General features: G+C 60.5%; 11 protein-coding genes and 2 tRNA genes. All 13 read left to right on the plus strand.

Going from position 1 to position 20,584, the window contains the following annotated elements:
• Positions 1–74 precede the first annotated feature (74 nt).
• The 13 genes from ACTNBB_RS01285 (at position 75) to ACTNBB_RS01345 (ending at position 20,579) form a co-directional block, all read left to right on the plus strand.
• Positions 75–425, plus strand: a complete 351-nt coding sequence (locus ACTNBB_RS01285; RefSeq protein WP_441053915.1) for a 2-hydroxyacyl-CoA dehydratase — start codon at positions 75–77, stop codon at positions 423–425.
• Positions 426–432: 7 nt separating this feature from the next.
• Positions 433–873: a BadF/BadG/BcrA/BcrD ATPase family protein gene (locus tag ACTNBB_RS01290; RefSeq protein ID WP_441053913.1), complete on the plus strand. Its 441-nt coding sequence runs from the start codon at positions 433–435 to the stop codon at positions 871–873.
• Positions 874–957: 84 nt separating this feature from the next.
• A complete protein-coding gene (selD, locus tag ACTNBB_RS01295; RefSeq protein ID WP_441053911.1) occupies positions 958–2,007 on the plus strand; it encodes a selenide, water dikinase SelD in 1,050 nt (349 codons plus the stop codon).
• A 60-nt stretch (positions 2,008–2,067) separates the two neighbouring features.
• Positions 2,068–2,694 carry a sulfurtransferase-like selenium metabolism protein YedF gene (gene yedF, locus ACTNBB_RS01300; RefSeq protein ID WP_441053910.1) on the plus strand — a complete coding sequence of 209 codons (627 nt, stop codon included), beginning with the start codon at positions 2,068–2,070 and terminating at the stop codon, positions 2,692–2,694.
• Between the two features lie 18 nt (positions 2,695–2,712).
• The gene (locus ACTNBB_RS01305) at positions 2,713–2,964 is read left to right on the plus strand and encodes a DUF3343 domain-containing protein (protein ID WP_427795782.1); all 252 of its coding nucleotides are present in this window, start codon (positions 2,713–2,715) and stop codon (positions 2,962–2,964) included.
• Complete coding sequence (locus tag ACTNBB_RS01310) at positions 2,961–4,103, plus strand: aminotransferase class V-fold PLP-dependent enzyme (RefSeq protein WP_441053907.1); 1,143 nt, start codon at positions 2,961–2,963, stop codon at positions 4,101–4,103. Before ACTNBB_RS01305 ends, ACTNBB_RS01310 begins: the two co-directional genes overlap by 4 nt.
• Positions 4,104–4,230: 127 nt before the next feature.
• Entirely contained in the window at positions 4,231–17,184 is a 12,954-nt protein-coding gene (locus ACTNBB_RS01315) for an InlB B-repeat-containing protein (RefSeq protein ID WP_441056166.1), read from the plus strand.
• 117 nt (positions 17,185–17,301) lie between these two features.
• A complete protein-coding gene (gene brnQ / locus ACTNBB_RS01320; protein ID WP_427795780.1) occupies positions 17,302–18,660 on the plus strand; it encodes a branched-chain amino acid transport system II carrier protein in 1,359 nt (452 codons plus the stop codon).
• A 91-nt stretch (positions 18,661–18,751) separates the two neighbouring features.
• Positions 18,752–18,828 (plus strand) — tRNA-Pro (locus ACTNBB_RS01325).
• 6 nt (positions 18,829–18,834) lie between these two features.
• Positions 18,835–18,908 (plus strand) — tRNA-Gly (locus ACTNBB_RS01330).
• 421 nt (positions 18,909–19,329) lie between these two features.
• The gene (locus tag ACTNBB_RS01335) at positions 19,330–19,479 is read left to right on the plus strand and encodes a hypothetical protein (RefSeq protein WP_427747744.1); all 150 of its coding nucleotides are present in this window, start codon (positions 19,330–19,332) and stop codon (positions 19,477–19,479) included.
• An 11-nt stretch (positions 19,480–19,490) separates the two neighbouring features.
• Positions 19,491–19,700, plus strand: coding sequence for a hypothetical protein (locus ACTNBB_RS01340; RefSeq protein WP_441056165.1), 210 nt, complete (start codon positions 19,491–19,493; stop codon positions 19,698–19,700).
• Positions 19,701–19,739: 39 nt separating this feature from the next.
• Complete coding sequence (locus ACTNBB_RS01345) at positions 19,740–20,579, plus strand: formate/nitrite transporter family protein (RefSeq protein ID WP_441056164.1); 840 nt, start codon at positions 19,740–19,742, stop codon at positions 20,577–20,579.
• Positions 20,580–20,584: the final 5 nt, after the last annotated feature.

Consider the following 20,584-nt stretch of genomic DNA (forward strand, 5'->3'; position numbering starts at 1 on the left):
TTTTGCCGTTCGCCGAATGAGGGATGACAAACTCTTATCAATCAAGCAATCAATTTATTAAACGACGGCACACGATGCTGTCGTACGACGATGCCGCGGGGGCTGCAAGCGTGGCTCTGTGCGGTACGTCCGACGAGGTGATTCCCGAGGCCGAGAAGGTGCTGCCGTCAAACCTCTGCCCGCTCATCAAGTCGACGTACGGCTTTGCCTACTCGCAAAAGTGCCCGTTTACGTACTTTAGCGACATGATCATCGGCGAGACCGCCTGCGACGGCAAGAAGAAGATGTACGAGCTGCTGGGGGAGCTTAAGCGCACGCACATTCTGCATCTTCCTCAGGGTCGCGACCGCGCCTACGAGCGTGAAGGCTGGTACGAGGAGTGCCGCCTGCTCAAGGAGGAGCTCGAGGGCTTCTACGGCGGCTAAGGCCGCTGTGGTCGATGGGGTGGATTCGGTGACGTGGACCTGCGTGCAGCCAACCGGGTTCTCCTCGGTCGATGCTTCCGAGCGGCTGCGCGAGGCACTGGCAGCGGCTGGCTATGACGTGGCTGCCGACCTGGCGCGTTCCGGCGAGCCCACCAAGATCAGCAGCATGTGCACGGTGTTTGCCGAGAGCGAGGTCATTAGCCTGATCGGCCGCGGCGAGCCGCGCGAGAACATTGCCCGCGGTGTGATCGAGAGCGTCGTGTCGCGTGTGGCGACCATGGCCTCGCAAGCCGCGGGCGCCCCGTACTATCTGACCGGTGGTCTGTGCGAAAACGCCTATGTCATCGAGCGTCTTGGCGCATTGGTGGGCTCGCCGGTCACTACCTCGCCCCAGGCCCGCTTTGCCGGTGCCATCGGCGCGGCCATTCGAGCCCAGGCGCTCGCGTAGGGGGCCGGTGCGATAAATTGCCCGCTCTCGGCGCCGTCATGCGTATACTGGGAGGAACTGATTGACCGATGAGAGGAGGTATCGATGGCTGACGATCTCATGAAGCTCACGCAGATGACTGCCGCGAGCGGTTGAGCCGCTAAGTTGGCTCCTGGAGCCCTCGCCCAGGTCCTGGGCGACTTACCCAATGTGCATAACGACAACCTGCTCGTGGGGTTCGATACCTCCGACGATGCGAGCGTCTTCCGCGTTGGCGATAACTTGGGCCTCGTGCAGTCCATCGACTTCTTCCCACCGATGGTCGACGACCCGTTCCTGTTTGGCCAGATCGCCGCGGCAAACTCGCTGTCGGACATATACGCCATGGGTGGACGGCCGAGCCATGCCATGAACCTGCTTTGCATACCCAGTTGCCTGGGCGTTGAGGTTGCCGGCCAGATTCTGGCGGGTGGCGCCGACAAGTGCGTCGAGGCCTGCTGTGCCATCGCGGGCGGCCACACCATCAACGACGACGAGCCCAAGTACGGCCTGTCCGTGAGTGGCTTTGTCGCGCTTGACCGTATGCTCGCCAACAGCGGCGCACGCGTGGGCGATGTTCTGCTGCTGACCAAGGCGATCGGCTCGGGCATCATCACTACGGCCATTAAGGGCGAGCTCATCGAACAGGACGAGGCCGCAGCCATGTTTGACTCGATGCGGACCCTCAACGAGGCTCCGATTCGTCTGGCCGAGGACCTCGAGCTTCATGGCTGCACCGACATCACGGGCTTTGGCCTGATCGGACATGCGTGCGAGATGGCCGAGGGCTCGGGCGTGCAGATTGAGCTTGTGTCGGGGGCGGTGCCGCTCTTTGACCAGGTGCTCGACATGGCACGCCTTGGCATTATCCCTGCCGGCGCCTACCGCAACCAGGACTTCTTTGGCCCGCGCGTGGCAGTCGACGATGGTCTGGAGCCGGGGATGCTCGACGCGCTGTACGATCCGCAGACCTCGGGCGGCCTGCTTATCGCGGCACCTGCTGCCGATGTGGATGAGCTTGCGCGCCGTCTGCATGCCGAGGGGCGCGTTGCCTCCGTCGTCGGCCGCGTGTGCGAGCCGGTGCCAGGTGGTTCTGCCGTCCTCGTTGTCCGCTAGCCCGCACGTTTATGTAACTGTTTACCGTTCTCTAGAACGGTTCTTTCGAAAGGAAAGGCTATGTCTACCAAGATTGAAGTCAACGCCATGGGCGATGCCTGCCCGCTGCCCGTCGTCAAGACGCTTAAGGCGCTCAAGCAACTCGATGGCGAGGGCGTTGTCGTGACCTCGGTCGATAACGAGACCGCCGTCAAGAACATCTCCAAGATGGCGCAGGAGAAGGGCTGCACGGCCTCGGTCGAGAAGGTTTCTGACGCCGAGTGGCACGTGACCGTGGCGACCGCCGGTGCCGTGGCCGTTGCGGACCCCGAGCAGGATGGCGCTGCCTTCTGTGATGCCAGCGCCGGCAAGGGCAAACTCGTCATTTCCGTCTACACCGACTGCATGGGCAGTGGCGACGACGAGCTGGGCCACAAGCTCATGAAGGCGTTTATCTTTGCCGTGACGCAGCAGGAGGAGCTGCCCGCGACCATGCTGTTCTACAACGGCGGCGCCAAGCTCACCGTCGAGGGCTCGCCGGTGCTCGATGACCTGAAGGGCCTGGCCGAGCAGGGCGTCGAGATTCTCACTTGCGGTACCTGCCTGGACCACTTTGGCATTAAAGACCAGCTTGCGGTGGGCGAGGTCACCAACATGTACGTGATCGTGGAGAAGATGGAGCAGGCCGTGCGCGTCGTGCGCCCGTAGCGTTTGGGCGGGATTGCCATGAGAGAAAAGCGCCCGGCGCTTGTCATCACGTTTCCCACCACGGCGGCCGCCATGGGGTGCGAGACCCTATGCATCGAGCGCGGCCTTCCCGGGCGCACGATTCCCGTGCCCGGGGAGGTCGCTGCCGGCTGCGGCTTGGCGTGGAAGGCGTTGCCTGCCGATGAGGAGCTGCTGCGCGCCGAGCTTGCCGCAGCCGGTGTTCCCACCGAGGGCTTTACGGTGATTGACATGTGGGAGGTCGTGCGATGATCTATCTGGATAACGCGGCGACGACCATGCATAAGCCGCAGGCGGTCATCGATGCCGTGACGCAGGCGATGTGCTCGCTCGGCAATGCCGGGCGCGGCGCCACGTCGGGTGCTCTCGATGCGGCTCGTACGATTCACGGTTGCCGTGCCAAGCTCGCGCGCCTTTTGGGTTGCCCGAGAGCGGACCATGTGTGCTTTACGCCCAACTCCACGGCTGCGCTCAACACCGCCATCTGTGGCGTGGTGCGCCCCGGCGACCGTGTGGTCACGACGGTGCTCGAGCACAACTCGGTGTTACGCCCGCTCAATCGCCTGTCGGCGGTACAGGGTGTGGCGGTTGAGCATGCGGGCTGCGACGCGAACGGCGTGCTCGACTACGACGAGCTCGAGCGGTTGGTGACGCCGGACACGCGTGCTGTGGTGGTGACGCACACCTCCAATGTGACCGGCAACGCGGTCGACATTGCGCGCGTAGCGGCCATGGCCCATGCGGCAGGTGCGTTGGTGATCGTCGATGCCTCGCAGTCTGCCGGCACGGCGCATATCGATATGCACGCCATGGGGCTCGACGTTGTGTGTTTTACCGGTCACAAGGGGCTTATGGGTCCGCAGGGGACCGGCGGCCTAGCCGTGGCGGAAGGCATTGACGTGGCACCGTGGGCCATGGGCGGCACGGGCGTTCACAGCTTCGATGCGCTGCAGCCGCTTGAGTGGCCCACGCGCCTTGAGGCGGGCACGCTCAACGGTCACGGTATCGCGGGCCTTTCTGCCGGCCTCGACTTTATCGAGGCCCAGGGTGGGGTCGAGGCGATTGCGGCGCATGAGCGCTCGCTTGCAGAGCGCTTCCTTGCCGGCGTGCGCGAAATCCCCGGCATTGCGCTCTACGGCGCCTTTGACCAGCCGATGCGCTCGGCGATCGTTTCGCTTAACGTGGGCGATATCGACTCTGCCCAGATCTCGGACGCGCTCATGCAAGGCTGGGGGATTGCGACGCGCCCCGGCGCCCATTGTGCCCCGCTCATGCACCGCGCGCTCGGGACTGAGCGTCAGGGTGTCGTTCGTTTCTCGTTTGGGTATTTCAACACGGACAGGGAAGTCGACACCGCGATTGACGCGCTCCGCGATTTGAGCTGCGATTAGACCAACCTTCTGTGCCCTTAGATAAACCGTTTGCGCAACCTTCCCGCATTGTCGCTTATACAGGGTATTGTGAGATGATGGCCCGCACTGGGTCCTCGGTATCTTTGCGAATTGCGGGAAGGTTCCTATGAACAGGATCACTGCTGCCCTCTATAGGTTTTTGGTCGTCTATCTTTCGGTCGCGATGGTCGTGACCTCGATACCCCTTGCGCCCAGCACAGCCTATGCCGATGATGCTGGGGCGGTCGCCGTCGAAAACGAGGCCCAAGAGACCGACTCGGGCTCTGACGCTGATGCCGATGCGGTCGATAACGCGTCGTCTTTGGGCGAGGGCGGCTCATCCACAACTTCCGACCAAACGAATAACGCTCTGGACGAATCGTCCAGCTCGGATACCAGCACTTCCACGTCGAGCCTGGCCCAAGATCTTTCGAGCTCCGCGACCAACTCCGATGCAGCAAAGACCTCGCCTGCAACGGCGGAACCCTCGTCCGATGACAGCGAAGTCGATCCCCTCGTGTATGAGGACCCAACGGTCTATGAGTATGCCAAGCTTATGCCGAACGGCTATGTGTATCCGTGTGATGCTGGCGGAAGCGTTACGGTAGAGATTGATGAAAACGACCCGAATGAGAACTCTGTCGATGGTCAATTGGTGACCAACCTGATCGTTGATTACGGAGTGGATGGGGTCCCCGGATATATTTGTGAGTACTCCTCCAATCTGCGCTCGGTACGTTTTGAGAACAGCTCTATTTCTTCAATTGGATTACACGCCTTTTCTGGCTGCTCGAATCTCGCCAATATCAGCTTTTCCGGTATGACCATTGGGGGCATCGGAACAGAAGCGTTTTCTGGGTGCGGATCGCTTACGAGTCTGAACATTAATGACGTTGCTACCATCGGCTCTATGGACGATGCCGCGTTTGCCTGGAGCGGGCTGCGGTCTACGGGGCTCGACAAGGTCGTTGGTCTCAGTTCGATTCCTGAGAACGCTTATAATGGCTGCAGCGCTCTGACCGATACCGGTCTGGGAGGGAACACATCTATCACATCAATCGGCGTTAATGCGTTCAAAAACTGCTCTCGCCTTGCGACGACGGGGCTCGAGAACAATACGACGATCAAGACGCTTCGCGAAGGCTGTTTCTCCGGGACCAATATGAGCGGCGGGCTGACGCTGCCCCTTTATTCCAAGATCGAGGAACTGCCGAGCCGTGCGTTCTATGGCTCTAAGCTTGAAACTGTGTACTTTGGATGCGACCATGTGGTGCTCATTAATTCCACCACGTTCCCCAAGCAAAACATGACCGTCATGGTCCCTGCCAAGATGGTTTCGCAATACGCAAGCGGTCGCCCCAACGAGGTTTGGGAGAGTTGCAATGGCAGCCTGCCCGTCCCCGTGGGCAAGATGCTTCAAAAGATTAAGGTCTCGCGTGATCCCGACAAGATGGCCTATCAGCAGGGTGACACCATTTCGCTCGAGGGCATGAGCGTCACGTTTCAATACCCTCATTCGACGATGGATAGCGACTACGAAGCGCTCATAAAGGACGAACTCGGCGAATACCTTACGGCGACCCCCTGTGATGGTGATGTCTTCGACGAGTCGATGGACGGAGAACCTATACAGCTCGTGTACGACGATGGCTACACGCGCCTTGTCGCGTACAGCAAGGGCAACCTGCAGCAGGCGGCCTACGAGTATGCCAAGTTCATGCCGAACTACTACCTGTATCCGTGCGACGCAAACGGAAATCTTACGGTAGAAATCGATGAAAACAACCCGCGCGAGAACTCCGTCGACGGTCGAATGGTAACGAATCTGATTGTCGATTACGGGGTTGATGAAGTCGACGCACAGCTCTGCGCCGACTCTACCAATCTGCGCTCAGTGCGCTTTGAGAACAGTTCCATTTCCAAAATCGGACTACACGCCTTCTATAACTGCCCGAATCTCACCGATATCAGCCTTTCCGGCATGACCATCGGTACCATCGGGAAAGAGGCATTCTATGGCTGCAAGTCGCTTACGAGTTTGAACATCAACGAGGTTGCCGCCATTGGCTCTATGGGCGACGCCGCGTTTGCCGAGAGTGGGCTGGTGTCCACGGGGCTCGACAAGGTTGTCGGCCTCACATCGATTCCCGACAGAGCCTACGAAGGCTGCAGAGCTCTGACCGATACCGGCCTGGACAAGAATACCTCCATTACATCGATTGGCGTTTGCGCGTTTAGGTTCTGCTCGAACCTTGCTACCACGGGGCTCGAGAGCAACACAACGGTCGAAACGCTTGGTCACACCTGCTTCTACGGCACCGACTTGAGCGGCGGGCTGACACTGCCATATAACTCCAAGATCGAGGAGTTGCCGAAAAAGGCGTTTGGCAGTACCAATCTCGAGACCGTGTTCTTTGGGTGCAACAATGCGGTGCTCATTAACACCGACACGTTCCCCAAATACAACATGACCGTCATGGTCCCCGCCAAGATGATTCCGAAGTATGCTAACGGGCATCCCAAAGCTGTTTGGGAGAGGTGCAACGGCTGCCTGCCCGTCCCGGTGGGCAAGGTGCTCGAGAACGTTGAGATTTCATGCGACCCCAACAACATGACCTATGAGACGGGGGAGACCATTTCGCTCGAGGGCATGAACGTCGAGCTCGATTACCCGCATTCGGTATCGATTTGGGACTACGAGGCCCTCATACAGGAAGAGCTCGGCGAGTACCTTACGGCCACCCCCTGCGATGGTGATGTCTTCGATGAGTCGATGGACGGACAGCCCGTAAAGCTCGTGTATGACGACGGCTATTCGCATTTCGAAACCCAAACCAAGGGCACGCTACAGCTTAAGAAACCCACGCCGACATCGTTCCAGATTTCCTATGCCCAAACGATTGATAAGGGCGAACACAAGCTGATGGATGGCGTTGAGCTTCCCGATGTTTCCGGCACGATGACGATCGACGCAGGTGCCGAAGTCGCGCTCGATGCCGGTACTTTGGGGATGCTCAACGACAACATCACGTTTAAGGGCTGGTATGACACCGAGTCCGGCAAGTACATCTCCAAGGAGCCGGTCTACACGTTTACGCCAGATAAGGACCTGTCCTTGGAGGCTCGCTTTAAGCTCAAGGACTATGCGGTGTACGTCAACGATGCGCAGGCGACCGACTCGTCGCAGGACTTTGCGCACCTGAGTGTTACCGCTCAAAACTGCTATCGCAATGCCGGCGAGACGGTTGAGGTTTCCGCTGTCACGGATAACGCGCTGTTCCTGGGCTGGTATCTGGGCGAGGGCGATGATGCGTACGCCGTGAGCGATCAGCTTGACTTTACCTATACGGTGGACAAGGCGGACGCGATTGTGTCCGAGGACAAGACTGACGCTAGGATCGAGATCACTCCGCGCTACTGCGCTCCGCAGGCGAGCGTTGTGCTGGGTGTGGACGGGGTCGATGAGAACGGGCAGCCGCTCGGACAGTTCCTCTCTACCGGTCTGTACGGTATCGGGTCGCGCGTAACGGTCGTGGCGGTGCCAATGCCTGGCTATGTGTTTGACTACGCGACCGATGCCCTCGGCAACGTTGTCTTTACCGGCGACGATGGTCCGTCCTACACGTTTGTGCTCGAGGGAGATGTGCAGTACACCGCGCATTTCCGCGCTGCGACTGACCCCGACGAGTCACTCGCAGCGCTTAAGGCTGCACTCATCGCCGCGATTACGGCTGCGGCCGTCCTCGCTACCATGTATGGGCTGGGCGAGATCGTCGACCCCATCGCGGCCGATGCGGTGATCGAGATCGGTATGGCCGACAACATTGAGGATGTTGCCGCCGTCGGCACGAAGGTGCTCAAGGAGATTAAGGACATCATCGACGACCACAAGAAGCCCAAGCCTCATGGCGACCATAAGATCGAAATAATTGCCACCGCGCAGCCCGAGGTGGGCGGCGTCGTTACCGGAGGCGGTATCCACTATGAGGGGACGGTCGCCACGCTGGAGGCTGTCGCCAATCCCGGCTATCGCTTCGTGTGTTGGAAAGAGAACGGTGTCGAGGTCTCGACATCACCTCTCAAGACGATGACGATCACGGACCTGACGCCCGAGGTCGTAAAAATGACGGCCGTTTTCGAGAAAAAAGTTGAGATTACGGCGGTTGCCGAAGCCGATGGCATTCAGGCCGATTTTTCGACAGGCTGCACCGCAAGCCCCGTAAAGCAGAGCATTACGCGTGGCGATCAGGCTATGGTCACCGCGAGCGAGGGTCCCGACTATGCCTTTGTGGGATGGTTTGAGGACGGCATCGAGGTCTCGCCCGAGCGTACGTATATCTTCAAGGCCGAGGTCGACCGCCATCTGGTTGCACGCTTCCGCAAGGCGGATAAGACAATCCTGGTGAATACCGACCCCTTCGATAGCGCCGAGGTGCTGTGCGATGGCGTGCCGGTCGTGGATGGCAAGGTTCGCGCGAAGGATGGGGACATTCTCACGTTTACGATGCGGCCCAAGGTGCGCCCCGACAATCCGGAAAAAACGTATCGGTTTGTGGAGTGGCGCGAAACCGATGCGCAGGGCATCACGATTGCCAACAAGCAGGAAGTTTGCGAATACCGCGTTAACGGGAATGCCCGGATCGAGGCTGTAATGGACGGCAGGGATGCGCATATCGTGCGTGCCGAGGCCGACCCGCTCGAGGGCGGCACCGTTACACTGAAGCGCGGCGAGACTGCCGGCATGGTGCTCGAGGTTCCCGAAGGGCAGCGCGTGACCGCGGAGGCCACCCCATCCGAGGGTTATATCTTTGACGGTTGGTATCTGAGCAATGGTGGCTCGGATACTACGTCGACGCTGGTGTCGAGCGAGCGTTCCTATACCTTTGAGCCCATTACCGACTGCGTGGTCCAGGCGAAGTTTACGCGTGCCTGCAAGGTAGACGTGGTCGTTGAGCCGGCCGCGGCCATGGCGGGCAAATATTTAGTGCACGGCGAGGGCTACTGCATGAAGGGCGAGCCTGCCATGCTGAGCATAGAGCTCACGGCCGAGGCGAGCAAACAATTTACCTTTAAGGGCTGGTACGACGCCAAGACGGACCTGCTTTTGGGCACCGACCCCAGCTACCTCGAGTTCTATCCCGAGGACGTGGAATGCACCGTGCGCGCGGTGTTTGAGGAAAATACCTATACCGTGACGGCGAAGGCCAAGAAGACCTTTATGGAGCGCGGTGCGGTTGAGATTGAGGGGCACCCGGGGGCATCTTCGGTTACCTGCGGATATGGCGACACGGTGATGCTCAAGGCAAAGGCCAATGACGGCTACCGCTTTGACCATTGGAAGGATGACTCCGGTAAGGAGTACGACACCGCCGAGCTGGTCGTTAAGGTTACCAAGAGCGACACCTATACCGCGATCTTTACCGACTCAAAACCCGAGGTCATGGTCACGGCTGATTCGTGGCTCGGCGGTACCGTGACGTGCAACGGGACTGTGGTGAAGCCCACGACTGATAAGTTCAAATTAGGTGAGACCCTTCATCTGACGGCCAAGGCCCATCCTGGCTTTTTGTTCTGGGGTTGGTACGTCAATGGCCGCCTGAAGAGCCTTAAGCATGAGACCTCGTTGGTTGCGAAGGCTCGCGGTAAAACCGGGCACTGCGTTATTACCGCGGCCTTTGTGCCTATCGATACCGTTTGCGTACCCCTCGCCGATCCTGCGGAAGGTGGCACCGTCAAGGCGAGCCGCGTCCTTGCCGACCGCGGCGCTGAGGTTGCCCTGAAGGCGACGCCCAACCCCGGTTACGTCTTTACTGGTTGGTATACGGCCGACGGCACGTTTGAGTCTGCCGATGCGGAGTTCACCTGCCACCAGGAGCGCAGCCATGTGCACGTCGCTCGCTTTATGGCAAAAAGCTATGGAGTCGACGCCACGGCGGTAGTCGATTCCGGCACCGGTTCGCTGGTCGAATCGAGCGTCGCCGGCTGGGTCGAGGGCACAGGTACCGTTGAGGCGGGGCATGCCGCCACGCTGACCGCGCATGCGCTTTCGGGCTATGCGTTTGAGTATTGGGCCGATGCCTCGGGAGCCGTGGTAAGCCGTGACAGAACCTATCACGTGGTGCCGACGTCTGACACGACGCTCCAGGCCGTGTTCTCGGCAAAGCAATGTACGGTGGACGTCTCGTGCGAGGAGAGTATGGGCACGGTCGAGGGCGCGGGGACGTATGCCGCCGGACAGGTCGCAACCGTGCGTGCGGTCGCCGCCGAGGATACGGCTTTTGTGGGCTGGCTCCGTAACGGCACGTGCGTGAGCTCCAAGAAAACCTATCGATTTACCGTGCGTGAGGATACGTCGCTCTATGCCCTCTTTGCGTCGGGTTCGTATGTCGTGCATACCGTTGCTTCGCCTGGCGAGGGCGGAGCCGTGAGCGGCTTTGGTGGCTATGAGTCCGGCGACCGCGCAACGCTTCGCGCGACTGCAAACACCGGGTATTCGTTTGCTGGTTGGACGGACGACAGGGGCGAGACGGTCAGCGAGAACGCCGACTATACCGTTAAGGTCACGGGCGACGCCGCCTACACGGCGACCTTTGCTCCTAAGTCCTATCAGGTCGTTTTGAGCGCGAGTGACGATAGCGTTGGTACCCTGAGCGGCGAGGGCTCCTATCAATTCGGTGATACGGTCGAACTCAACGCTACGCCTATGGGAATCAAACGTTTTGTCGGCTGGTATGTCCTGGATGCCGAGGGCAGCAAGTCGCTGCTGAGCTGCGACGCCCATTGTTGGGTTAAGCTCGACAAGGATATGGTCGAGGGGCTCGAGGACGATACGTTGGAGCTTCAGGCCGTGTTTGCCGATCCGTACGAGGTGACCGTTACGGGTGAGGTCGTGGTGAAGGACAAGGCTTCGAACAGGGGCTGCCGTGTTACGGGTAGCGGTAGCTTTGCCGCGGGCGATCAGGTGGAACTGACCGCTGTTGCCGGTATGGGCTATCGCTTTGTGGGCTGGAGCACCGATAAGGCGGGTACCTCGATTGTCGAGACCGCGACGACCCTCGATGTGACCGCCACACAAGACATAACGTACTACGCGCAGTTCGAATCCGATGGACAGGTGACTATTACCGTCACCGGCTCGTCCATCTTCCGCGGTACGGCCCTTCTGGTCGACGGTATTCCTGCCGGCAGCAGGTCGTACGACAGGGGCGACATGTTTATGGCGATCGCGATCCCGTGGAAGAAGTACCACTTCTCACATTGGGTCGATGATGCGGGTGTCACGGTGAGCTACAGCGCGTTCTATATCGGTACCGCAAAGGAGAACAGGCAGCTTACGGCCGTGTTCTATGAGACGGGCTGCGATGTTCAGGTCGCCACGTATCCCAAGGGCGCGGGCTTTAGCATGGTTGCGCTTGGTACCGGCGGCTCCTACCACTCCGCGGCGATTATGTTTACCGTGCCGCACGAGGGTTGGAAGTTTAAATACTGGGTCGACGAGAACGGCATGCCTGTGGGATTTACGCCGGTGATCAACCGCGTAGTGTTTGGCAACCGTACTTTTACGGCCGTTTATGAGCGGGCGTCGATGACGGTTACGGCGGTGGATTCGCGTCAGGGCGGACACGTCGAGGGTTCCTCCGAGGACGAATCTCTGGGCTATGCCGTGACCAACGAAGTCGAGAACGGTGAGTCCACGACCCTGACTGCTGTTCCCGATGCGGGCTATGTGTTTGATGGGTGGTATACGCGCAATGACGACGGGTCGTTGGGCGATGAGCCGCTGAGCACGGATGCTACCTGGACGTTTGTCCCCGAGGACAACATGACCGTCGAGGCGCGCTTTGCGGAGGCGCCTAAGTACAAGGTGACGGCCCGAGCGGTCAACGGATCGGTTGATCCGGAGTCTGCTTTGGTCGCTACGGATGGCAAGGTGACGCTTTCGGCGACGCCCGATGAGGGCTGCTACCTGACGCGCGTGACCGTTGCCGAAGAGGCAGGCGATGACGGTTCGGCTGGCAATGCCTATGACCTTGATATTTCTGACTATAAGGGTGGGGCGTACGAAGTCACACTGAGTGGCGTGAGTGCTCCGCAGCAGGTCACATTTGAATTCGCGAAGGCTGCGGCTCCGGAGGTGCTCGCTCAGCCGCAGGATGCGAGTGCTTACGAGGGCGATCCGGTTGAGCTTTCGTTCGCCGCCGAGGCGGGGCGCAATGTTCGCGTCCATGCGGCCGTGTCTTCTGGATCCGCTGCAGACGTCAAGCTGAGCTACCAGTGGTATCGCATGTCTGACGATGGTGGCAAGGTAGAGCCGCTAAAGGGCCAGACGGGGGAGACGCTTTCGATCGCCCAGCTCGACAGCGACGGCGAGGGCGAGTACTTCTGCCGCATTACGCAGAGCTACCTGGGCACGGTGACAAAGACGGATACCGAACATGCGAAGGTATCCATCGTGCCCCGAGAAACGCTTGTGTTTAACGGGCGTGTGCTGCCGGTGGCGACCGCTCACGATGAATACCGTGCCCAGATTGCCGGCGCTACGGGCGGCAAGGCGCCGTATGCGTATAACTTGGGTGATGTTGCGGTTCCTGAGGGCATGCAGCTGACGCTGGCAGATGACGGATCGGGCGCCTTGGTGCTCTCGGGCGTGCCTGCGGCTACGGGTGTGCATAGCTTCAAGATTAGGTGTACCGATGACCTGGGTAATAAGCGCGTAGCGCATTTTGTGCTGCTCGTGAAGGCGAAGAAAGCCCCACTTGCATTTGAGGGCCAGACCTTTACCTACAATGCGACGGCGCAGGCCCCGGAGCTTTCGGGCGTGCCCGAGGGTTGCGAGGACGATGTCGAACTAACGTATGTTGGCACGGACGACACACATTACTCGTCGGATCAGGCGCCGGTGGATGCCGGCACGTATCGTGCGGTGGCGACGCTCGAAGCCAACGGATATGTCGGTAATGCCTCCTGTGACTTTACGATCGAGAAGGCCCCGGTCGATATTTCGATCGAGACGTCTGATGTGACATACGATGGCGCACGACACGGTGCGGCGGTTGCGGTTGCCGGCCTTGATGCGTCTGCCTATTCCGTTGCCTATCGCGGTATAGATGGAACGTCCTATGGTCCGACGGCGCTGGAGCCGTGCGACAGTGGCAACTACCGCGTCACGGTTAAGGTGACTGACACCAACTATCAGGGTAAAAAGTCCGCCGAGTTCTCGATTGCAAAGGCAAGCCAGGTCATTACGGGCACGACGAGCTATTCGGGTGTGTACGGTGGAGACCCCATTGTGTTTAACAACGTTGCCCAGACTCCCGTGAGCTTTGAGCTGGTTGATTCCGATGACGATGCGAGCCCGGTTTCGATTAAGGGACGCTGCGCGACGGTGAAGGCCGCCGGTACGGCGCGTGTTGTCGCCCGTGCCGCTGCCTCGCGTAACTATCTTGCCGCCGAAGACGTTGAACTGACGGTTACTGTTGCGCCGGCTCAGCTGCTGGTGAAGGTCGACGATGCTGAGCGCTTTGAGGGTCAGAAGAACCCCGAGTTTACCTCCAGCTTGGTGAGTCGTTGCGACACGTCGGACGTAAAGGTTACGTACTTCTGCTCGGCGAATGAGAAATCGCCGGCGGGTGAATACCAGATCGACGCGGCGGTCGCCGATCCGAACTTTGATGTCGCGGTCGACCCCGGCACGCTGACGGTCAAGAAGAAGCCCGAGCACTACAAGGTGACGGCGAAGGCGGTCAACGGTTCGGTCGACAATGCTTCGGTTTCGGTTGTTGAGGGCGGGGAAGCGATCCTCTCGGCAACGCCCGACGAGGGCTGCTACCTCGAGTGCGCGACGGTCGCGCAGGCAGGCTCGGATGCGACCGTTGACCTCGACATTTCTGATTACAAGGGCGGGGCGTACGAGGTCACGCTGAGCGATGTCACCGCATCGCAGGAGGTCACGTTCGAGTTCGCGAAGGCGGACGCTCCGCGTGTGGTCGCGCAGCCGCAGGACGTGAGCGTCCATGAAGGCGATTCGGCTGTGCTCTCGGTTGCGGCCGAGGCAGGCAAAAACGTCGCTGACCACGCTGCCTCGTCCACGGGTTGCGCTGCCGAGGTCGAGCTTTCCTACCAGTGGTTCCGCATGGTGAATGGCAAGGCCGTGGCGCTCGAGGGCGAGACGGGGGAGACGCTCTCACTCGCGGACCTCGATGACGAGCAGGCCGGCGAGTATTTCTGCCGCGTCACTCAGCGCTACCTTGGTACTGAGAAGCAGACGGACAGTGATTGTGCCTCCGTCTCCATCGTGCCGTGGGACACCCTTGTATTTAACGGCGACCTGCTGCCGGCAGCGAGCGCCCACAGCACGTACCTCGCAACGATTGCCGGGGCCGCGGGCGGCAAGGCTCCGTACGAGTACGCATGGGATGAGGCGAAGCTCCCCGACGGGCTCAAGCTCTCCCGTACTTCGAGCGGCCTGACGCTCTCTGGCGTTCCGTCCAAGACGGGCGTTTCCACCTTCGACATCACGTGCACGGATGCACGTGGCGAGGCCGTGACTGCCCACTTTGCGATCGTTGTTCAGGCAAAGCGCGTAAAGCTCGCGTTTGCGGATAGCGACTTTACCTATAGCGGCATGCCGCAGACCCCCGAAGTTTTCGGTGCTCCTAAGGTTTGCAAGGGCGACCTTAAGGTCTGGTACTACGGATGTGGAAGTACGCAATATTCCTCGAGTGAGGCCCCGACCGATGCCGGTACGTATCGCGCTGTCGCCATGCTGCGCAGCCACGGCTACATCGGTGCCGCTGCCTGCCAGTTCGAGATCGCACCGGCAAAGCTCAAGGTGAGGGTTGACGACGCCGAGCGCTTCGAGGGAGAGGCGAACCCAGCGTTTTCCTCGAGCCTGGAGAGTGCGGTTGACACTTCGGGTGTGAAGGTCGAGTACTCCTGCGTTGCCGATGGGAGCTCTCCTGCTGGCGAGTACCAGATCGGCGCGACGGTCACCGACCCGAACTTCGATGTCGAGGTCGTGCCCGGAACGCTGACGGTTAAAAAGAAGCAGGAGCCCGTCGATCCCGGCCCGGTGGTTCCGGACCCGGACAATCCGGACCCGGATAACCCTGAGCCGGACAATCCAGATAACCCTGACCCGGACAACCCGGATCCCGATCAGCCTGGTCCTGGTCCCAACCCCGACCCGGATAATCCGGATCCCGATCAGCCTGATCCGGGCCCCAAGCCGGATCCCGATAATCCCGGCCCTGATAACCCCGAGCCCGATAACCCGGACAAGCCCGAGCGCTTTGAGGTGACGGCGAAGGCGGTCAACGGTTCGGTCAACAACGCTTCCGTCACCGTTGATGCCGGCGGCGACGTGACGCTCTCGGCGACGCCTGACGAGGGCTACTACCTCGAGCGGGTGACGGTCACGGAAGCCGACTCGGACAAGGCCATCGATCTTGATATCTCCGACTATGAGGGCGGAGCGTACGAGGTCACGCTGAGTGGCGTCACCGCGTCGCACGAGATTACGTTCGAGTTCGCGAAAGCGGACGCTCCGAAGGTGATTGCGCAGCCACAGGATGCGAGTGCCCACGAGGACGATGCTGTTGTGCTCTCGGTTGCTGCCGAGGCGGGGAAGGGCGTCCTCGACCACGCGTCCTCGTCCACGGGTTCTGCTGCCGAGATTGAGCTTTCCTATCAGTGGTTCCACATGGTGGGCGGCGAGGCTGTGGCGCTTGAGGGCGAGACGGAGGAGACGCTTCTCATCGAGGGCCTCGATGAGGATTGCGCCGGCGAGTATTCCTGCCGCGTCACTCAGCGATATCTTCGTACCGAGACACAGGTGGACAGCGATCGCGCCGTCGTTTCCGTTGTGCCCCGGGATGCCCTCGTGTTCAACGGCGGTCTGCTGCCGGTTGCACGTGCGCATAACACGTATCGCGCGACGATTTTGGGTGCCGCGGGTGGCGAAGCTCCGTATGAGTACACGTGGGACGACGCTAAGCTCCCAGACGGATTTAAGCTCATCCGCACGGCGGGCGGTCTGACGCTCTCGGGCACCTCGTTCAAGGCCGGAGTGTCTACCTTTGACGTCACGTGCAAGGATGCTCATGGCAAGACCGCGACCGCGCACTTCGTTCTGGTCGTTCAGGCGAAGCGGGTCGAGCTCGCATTTGCAGGCGGCGACTTCGTCTATAGTGGTGACGCCCAGGCGCCCGAGGTCACGGGGGTTCCCAAGGCCTGCGAAGGTGACTTGAGGATCAGGTATTACGGGACGGGCGGCACACACTATTCGTCGAGTGAGGCCCCGACCGATGCGGGCACGTATCGCGCCGTTGCCACGCTGCGAAGCAACGGGTATATCGGCGCCGCCTCGCGCAACTTCAAGATTGCGCCGGCGAAGCTTAAGGTAAAGGTCGACGATGCTGAACGCTTCGAGGGAGAGACGAACCCCGCGTTTACCTCGAGCCTAAAGAGCTCGGCCAATACCTCGGGCGTGAAGGTCGAGTACTCCTGCGTCGCCGATGAGAGTTCCCCGGCGGGCGAGTACCAGATCGAGGCGACGGTCACCGACCCGAACTTCGATGTCATGGTTGAGCCCGGTACGCTGACGGTGAAGAAGAAGCAGGAGCCTGTCGACCCGGACCCGGTGGTTCCCGATCCGGGCAAGCCCGACCCGGACCAGCCGGACAAGCCCGAGCCTGACCAGCCTGACCAGCCGGACCCGGGCAAGCCTGAGCCCGATAAACCGGAGCCTGATCAGCCGGACAAGCCCGACCCGGACCAGCCGGACAAGCCCGAGCCTGACAACCCGAGTAAGCCGGAGCCGGAAAAGCCCGGAACGCCCGATTCCGACCAGCCGGATTCAAAGGATCCGACAAAACCCGGTAGCTCGGATGACTCCGCAGTCGATAAGGCAAAGGCATCGGGCGCGGAAAACTCCGGTAAGAAGGAGTCTTCCAAGTCGAGTGCTCAGCAGCTCGCCGATACGGGCGATCGCACGCCGTTGGCTGTCGCTGTGGCCGCGGGTGCTGTTGCGCTTGTCGCACTGGGGCTCGAGCTGCTGCGTCGCCGTCGCTCTGACGCGTAGCGGATCTAAAGAGGCAACCAGATTGATGCTTTGCATCATCTGACCTGCTCAAACGTTTATACTTGCGGGACGGGTCTTTTGCCCGTCCCGTTTTGTTTCGACCCGAAAGGTGGTCCCATGGCCTCATCCGCCCCGCGCGGCCTGCGCTCCGACCATGTCGTTACCGTCGGCATCGCCCTGTTCTCGATGCTCTTTGGCGCCGGCAACCTCATTATTCCGCCGCTGTTGGCGCTGCAGGCTGGCTCTGCCACGCCGCTCGCCATGCTCGGCTTTCTGATTGCCGCCATCGGCCTGCCCGTCATGGGCTTTATCGCCGTGGCGCTTGCCGGAACGGCGCGCGAGCTGGCCGGGCGTGTGCATCCTAAGTTTGGCGAATTCTTCGTTGCGGCGGTGTATCTAGCCATCGGCCCGTGCCTGGCTATTCCGCGCACGAGCTCCACGGCCTTCGAGATGCTGGTGCCGCTGCTGCCGGAGGGCGTCTCGCTCGGCACGGCACGTTTGGTTTTTGCCGTTGGCTTCTTTGTCGTCGCGTTTGCGCTCACGCTGCGTCCGGGCGTTATCACGCGCGTGCTCGGTCGCATTACGGGACCCGCACTCATTGCGCTCATCGTGCTGGTCGTGGGTGCCGCCGTGGTCTCGCCGTTGGGTCCCGCTGGCGCGCCGCAGGCTCCCTACGATGCAGGCGCTGCCGTGCAGGGCTTTTTGACCGGCTATCAAACCATGGACCTGCTTGCGTCGCTCGCCTTTGGCATTATCATCGCCGAGACCATCCACGAGCTGGGCGTGACCGACGATAAGCGCGTGGCCTTCGAGATTTCGCGTTCCGGTGTGATCGCCGGCGTGCTCATGGCCATCATCTACTGCGGCCTGGCGCTTGCCGGCATGCAGCTCGGCACGGTTATACCCGACGCTACCAACGGCGCCGCCATCCTTGCCCGCTCTGCCTCCATACACTTTGGTCTTGCCGGCACGATCGTGGTCTTTGCGATCTTTTTCCTCGCCTGCATGAACGTGTGCATCGGCCTCATCAGCTGCTGCTCGCGCTACTTCTGCGAGACGTATGTGGTCGAAGGGGGAGCGGAGGCTTCCGAGGAGGCCATGCGCCGTCCCTTTGCGGTTCTCGCCTTTGTGTTCGCGGCGTTTTCTTGCGTGCTCTCCAACGTGGGTCTCGACGCGATCCTCATGTTCTCGGTGCCCATGCTCAACGCCTTGTATCCCGTTGCCATCGTGCTGGTGCTTATGGGCCTGGTGCACGGCTTTTGCGACGCTCATCCGCAGGTGTGGGTCTGGGTCGGCGGCGTCGTCGCGGTGCAGAGCGTAATCACTTCGGTCCGCGACGCGTTCTTTGCGGGCGCGTGGCTGCCGTTCGATGCGCTGCCGCTGGCGGATATTGGAGCCGCGTGGGCGCCGGCCGCCGTTGTGGCGTTTGTGATTGGCCTGCTCCATAGCCAGTTTGTCACACATTCGAGGAGCTAGGGTATCGTCGCTTGCACAAGCGGGAAGTCTCCCCTATAATTTCCTTCGCTTTGGGACACGCAAGGTTTAGACCTTAGCTGCTCAACACCTTCGGGACGTGGCGCAGTTTGGTAGCGCGCCTGCTTTGGGAGCAGGATGTCGCAGGTTCAAATCCTGTCGTCCCGACCATATCTTGCGGGCGTAGTTCAATGGTAGAACCCCAGCCTTCCAAGCTGATGACGCGGGTTCGATTCCCGTCGCCCGCTCCATAGGATAGTTTTAACGGCTTTGGCTCTATTTGGTGCCAGAGCCGTTTTCATAAGCGTGCCGGGCGACGGGAAAACAACCCGGCAGGGTGCGAAGCCGAGAAAATGGGTGAGCATTTTCTAGCGCAGCACGCAAGGGCCAATGGCCCGCAGCGAAACAAGGGTTTGCGAAGCAAACCCTTGGACTTCCCGTCGCCCGCTCCATAAGATTGATGAATGGCTCTGCTTCCTTTTGGAAGCAGAGCATTTCCATATACATGCTGGGAACCCCACATCCCCTCCTAAGTTGCGGTGAAATACGGACTGTTTTCCGGCTTTTATGGCCCATGTAGTCCGTATTTCACCGTAACTTGCACCTGAGCTTCAGGTTGAGATTGCTCGGCCAGGAAACGCCGGCTATTATCTGGCAGATTATGGTTGGCACGTGCCGTCGCTACTCGAGGCCTGCGATGCGCTGCTCGACGAGCGCGGTTTTCGCGGGTCGGCCAAGGCCGGCATCTCGGTGTTCGACGACGACTTTGGCCTGCATGCTCAGCAGGTGGCACCATCCGCCTGCTCGACAAACGCGACGTAGCCCGCAAGTCGATGTTCACCGCGCATTCGCTCCCTTTGTCGATTCTGATCGAAGAAATCGAGCAATCGTGCGATGATATCTTCTTCATAGGGATTCAGCCGGGCGACACGGAGTTCTACAACCCCATGTCCCCGGAAGTCTTTGACGCCGTTGACGCCGTGTACGACGCCGTGGTTGCCAACGACTTTTCCCATTTTGTCCGCTTGGGACAGGAGCTGTAGCAACGCTTGTCCCTGGTGATTAGGAAAGAAGTGATTGACATGGCAGATTCCAAGGTGGAGTACCCTGCTCCCGATTGCCTGGCGCCCGCCGCGATCGAGGCCAAGACCGAGGCTGCCGGCGTGACCAAGGCTAACCTGCCGGTCGCTCAGGCCTTTCTGTTGGCAATGTTCGCCGGTGCGTTTATCGCCTTCGGCGGTCTGTTCTTTACGGTGTTTTTGAGCGACAGCACGCTGGGCTGGGGTGCCCAGCGCGTCGTGGGCGGCCTGTGCTTTTGCCTGGGCCTGGTGCTGGTGCTGGTGTGTGGCGCCGAGTTGTTCACCGGTAATTCGCTTATGGTCTGCGCGCTCAAGAGCAAAAAGATCACCCTGGTCCAGATGCTCAAGGCTTGGGTCGTTGTATGGCTTGGCAACTTTGCCGGTGCCTTGTTCATCGTCTTTTTGGTGTACATGGCCGGCATTTACAAGCTCAACGGCGAGGCGGTCGCCAATTCCATGGTGAGTGTCGCCGCCGGCAAGGTGACGATCGACTGGCTGACGATCTTCTTCCGCGGCATCCTGTGTAACATCTTTGTGTGCCTGGCCGTGTGGATCGGTACCGCCGGCAAGACCGTGGTCGATAAGGTCGTGGGCATTCTGCTGCCCATCGCCGCCTTTGTGGCCTGCGGTTTTGAGCACTGCGTTGCCAATATGTACTTTTTGCCCATGGGTGCCGTGATGCACGCGTGCGGCTATGGTGCCGACGTCGCCGGCGCCGATGCGCTCAACGCCGCGTGCATTGCGTTTAACCTGTCCGCCGCCACGTTGGGCAACATCGTGGGCGGTGCGGTTCTGGTCGCGCTCGGCTACTGGTTTATCTACGCCAAGAAGTCTGAGGCGTAGGGTAC

It is taken from the genome of Collinsella sp. HCP28S3_B9 (genome assembly GCF_052066095.1).
Taxonomy (GTDB): Bacteria; Actinomycetota; Coriobacteriia; order Coriobacteriales; family Coriobacteriaceae; genus Collinsella.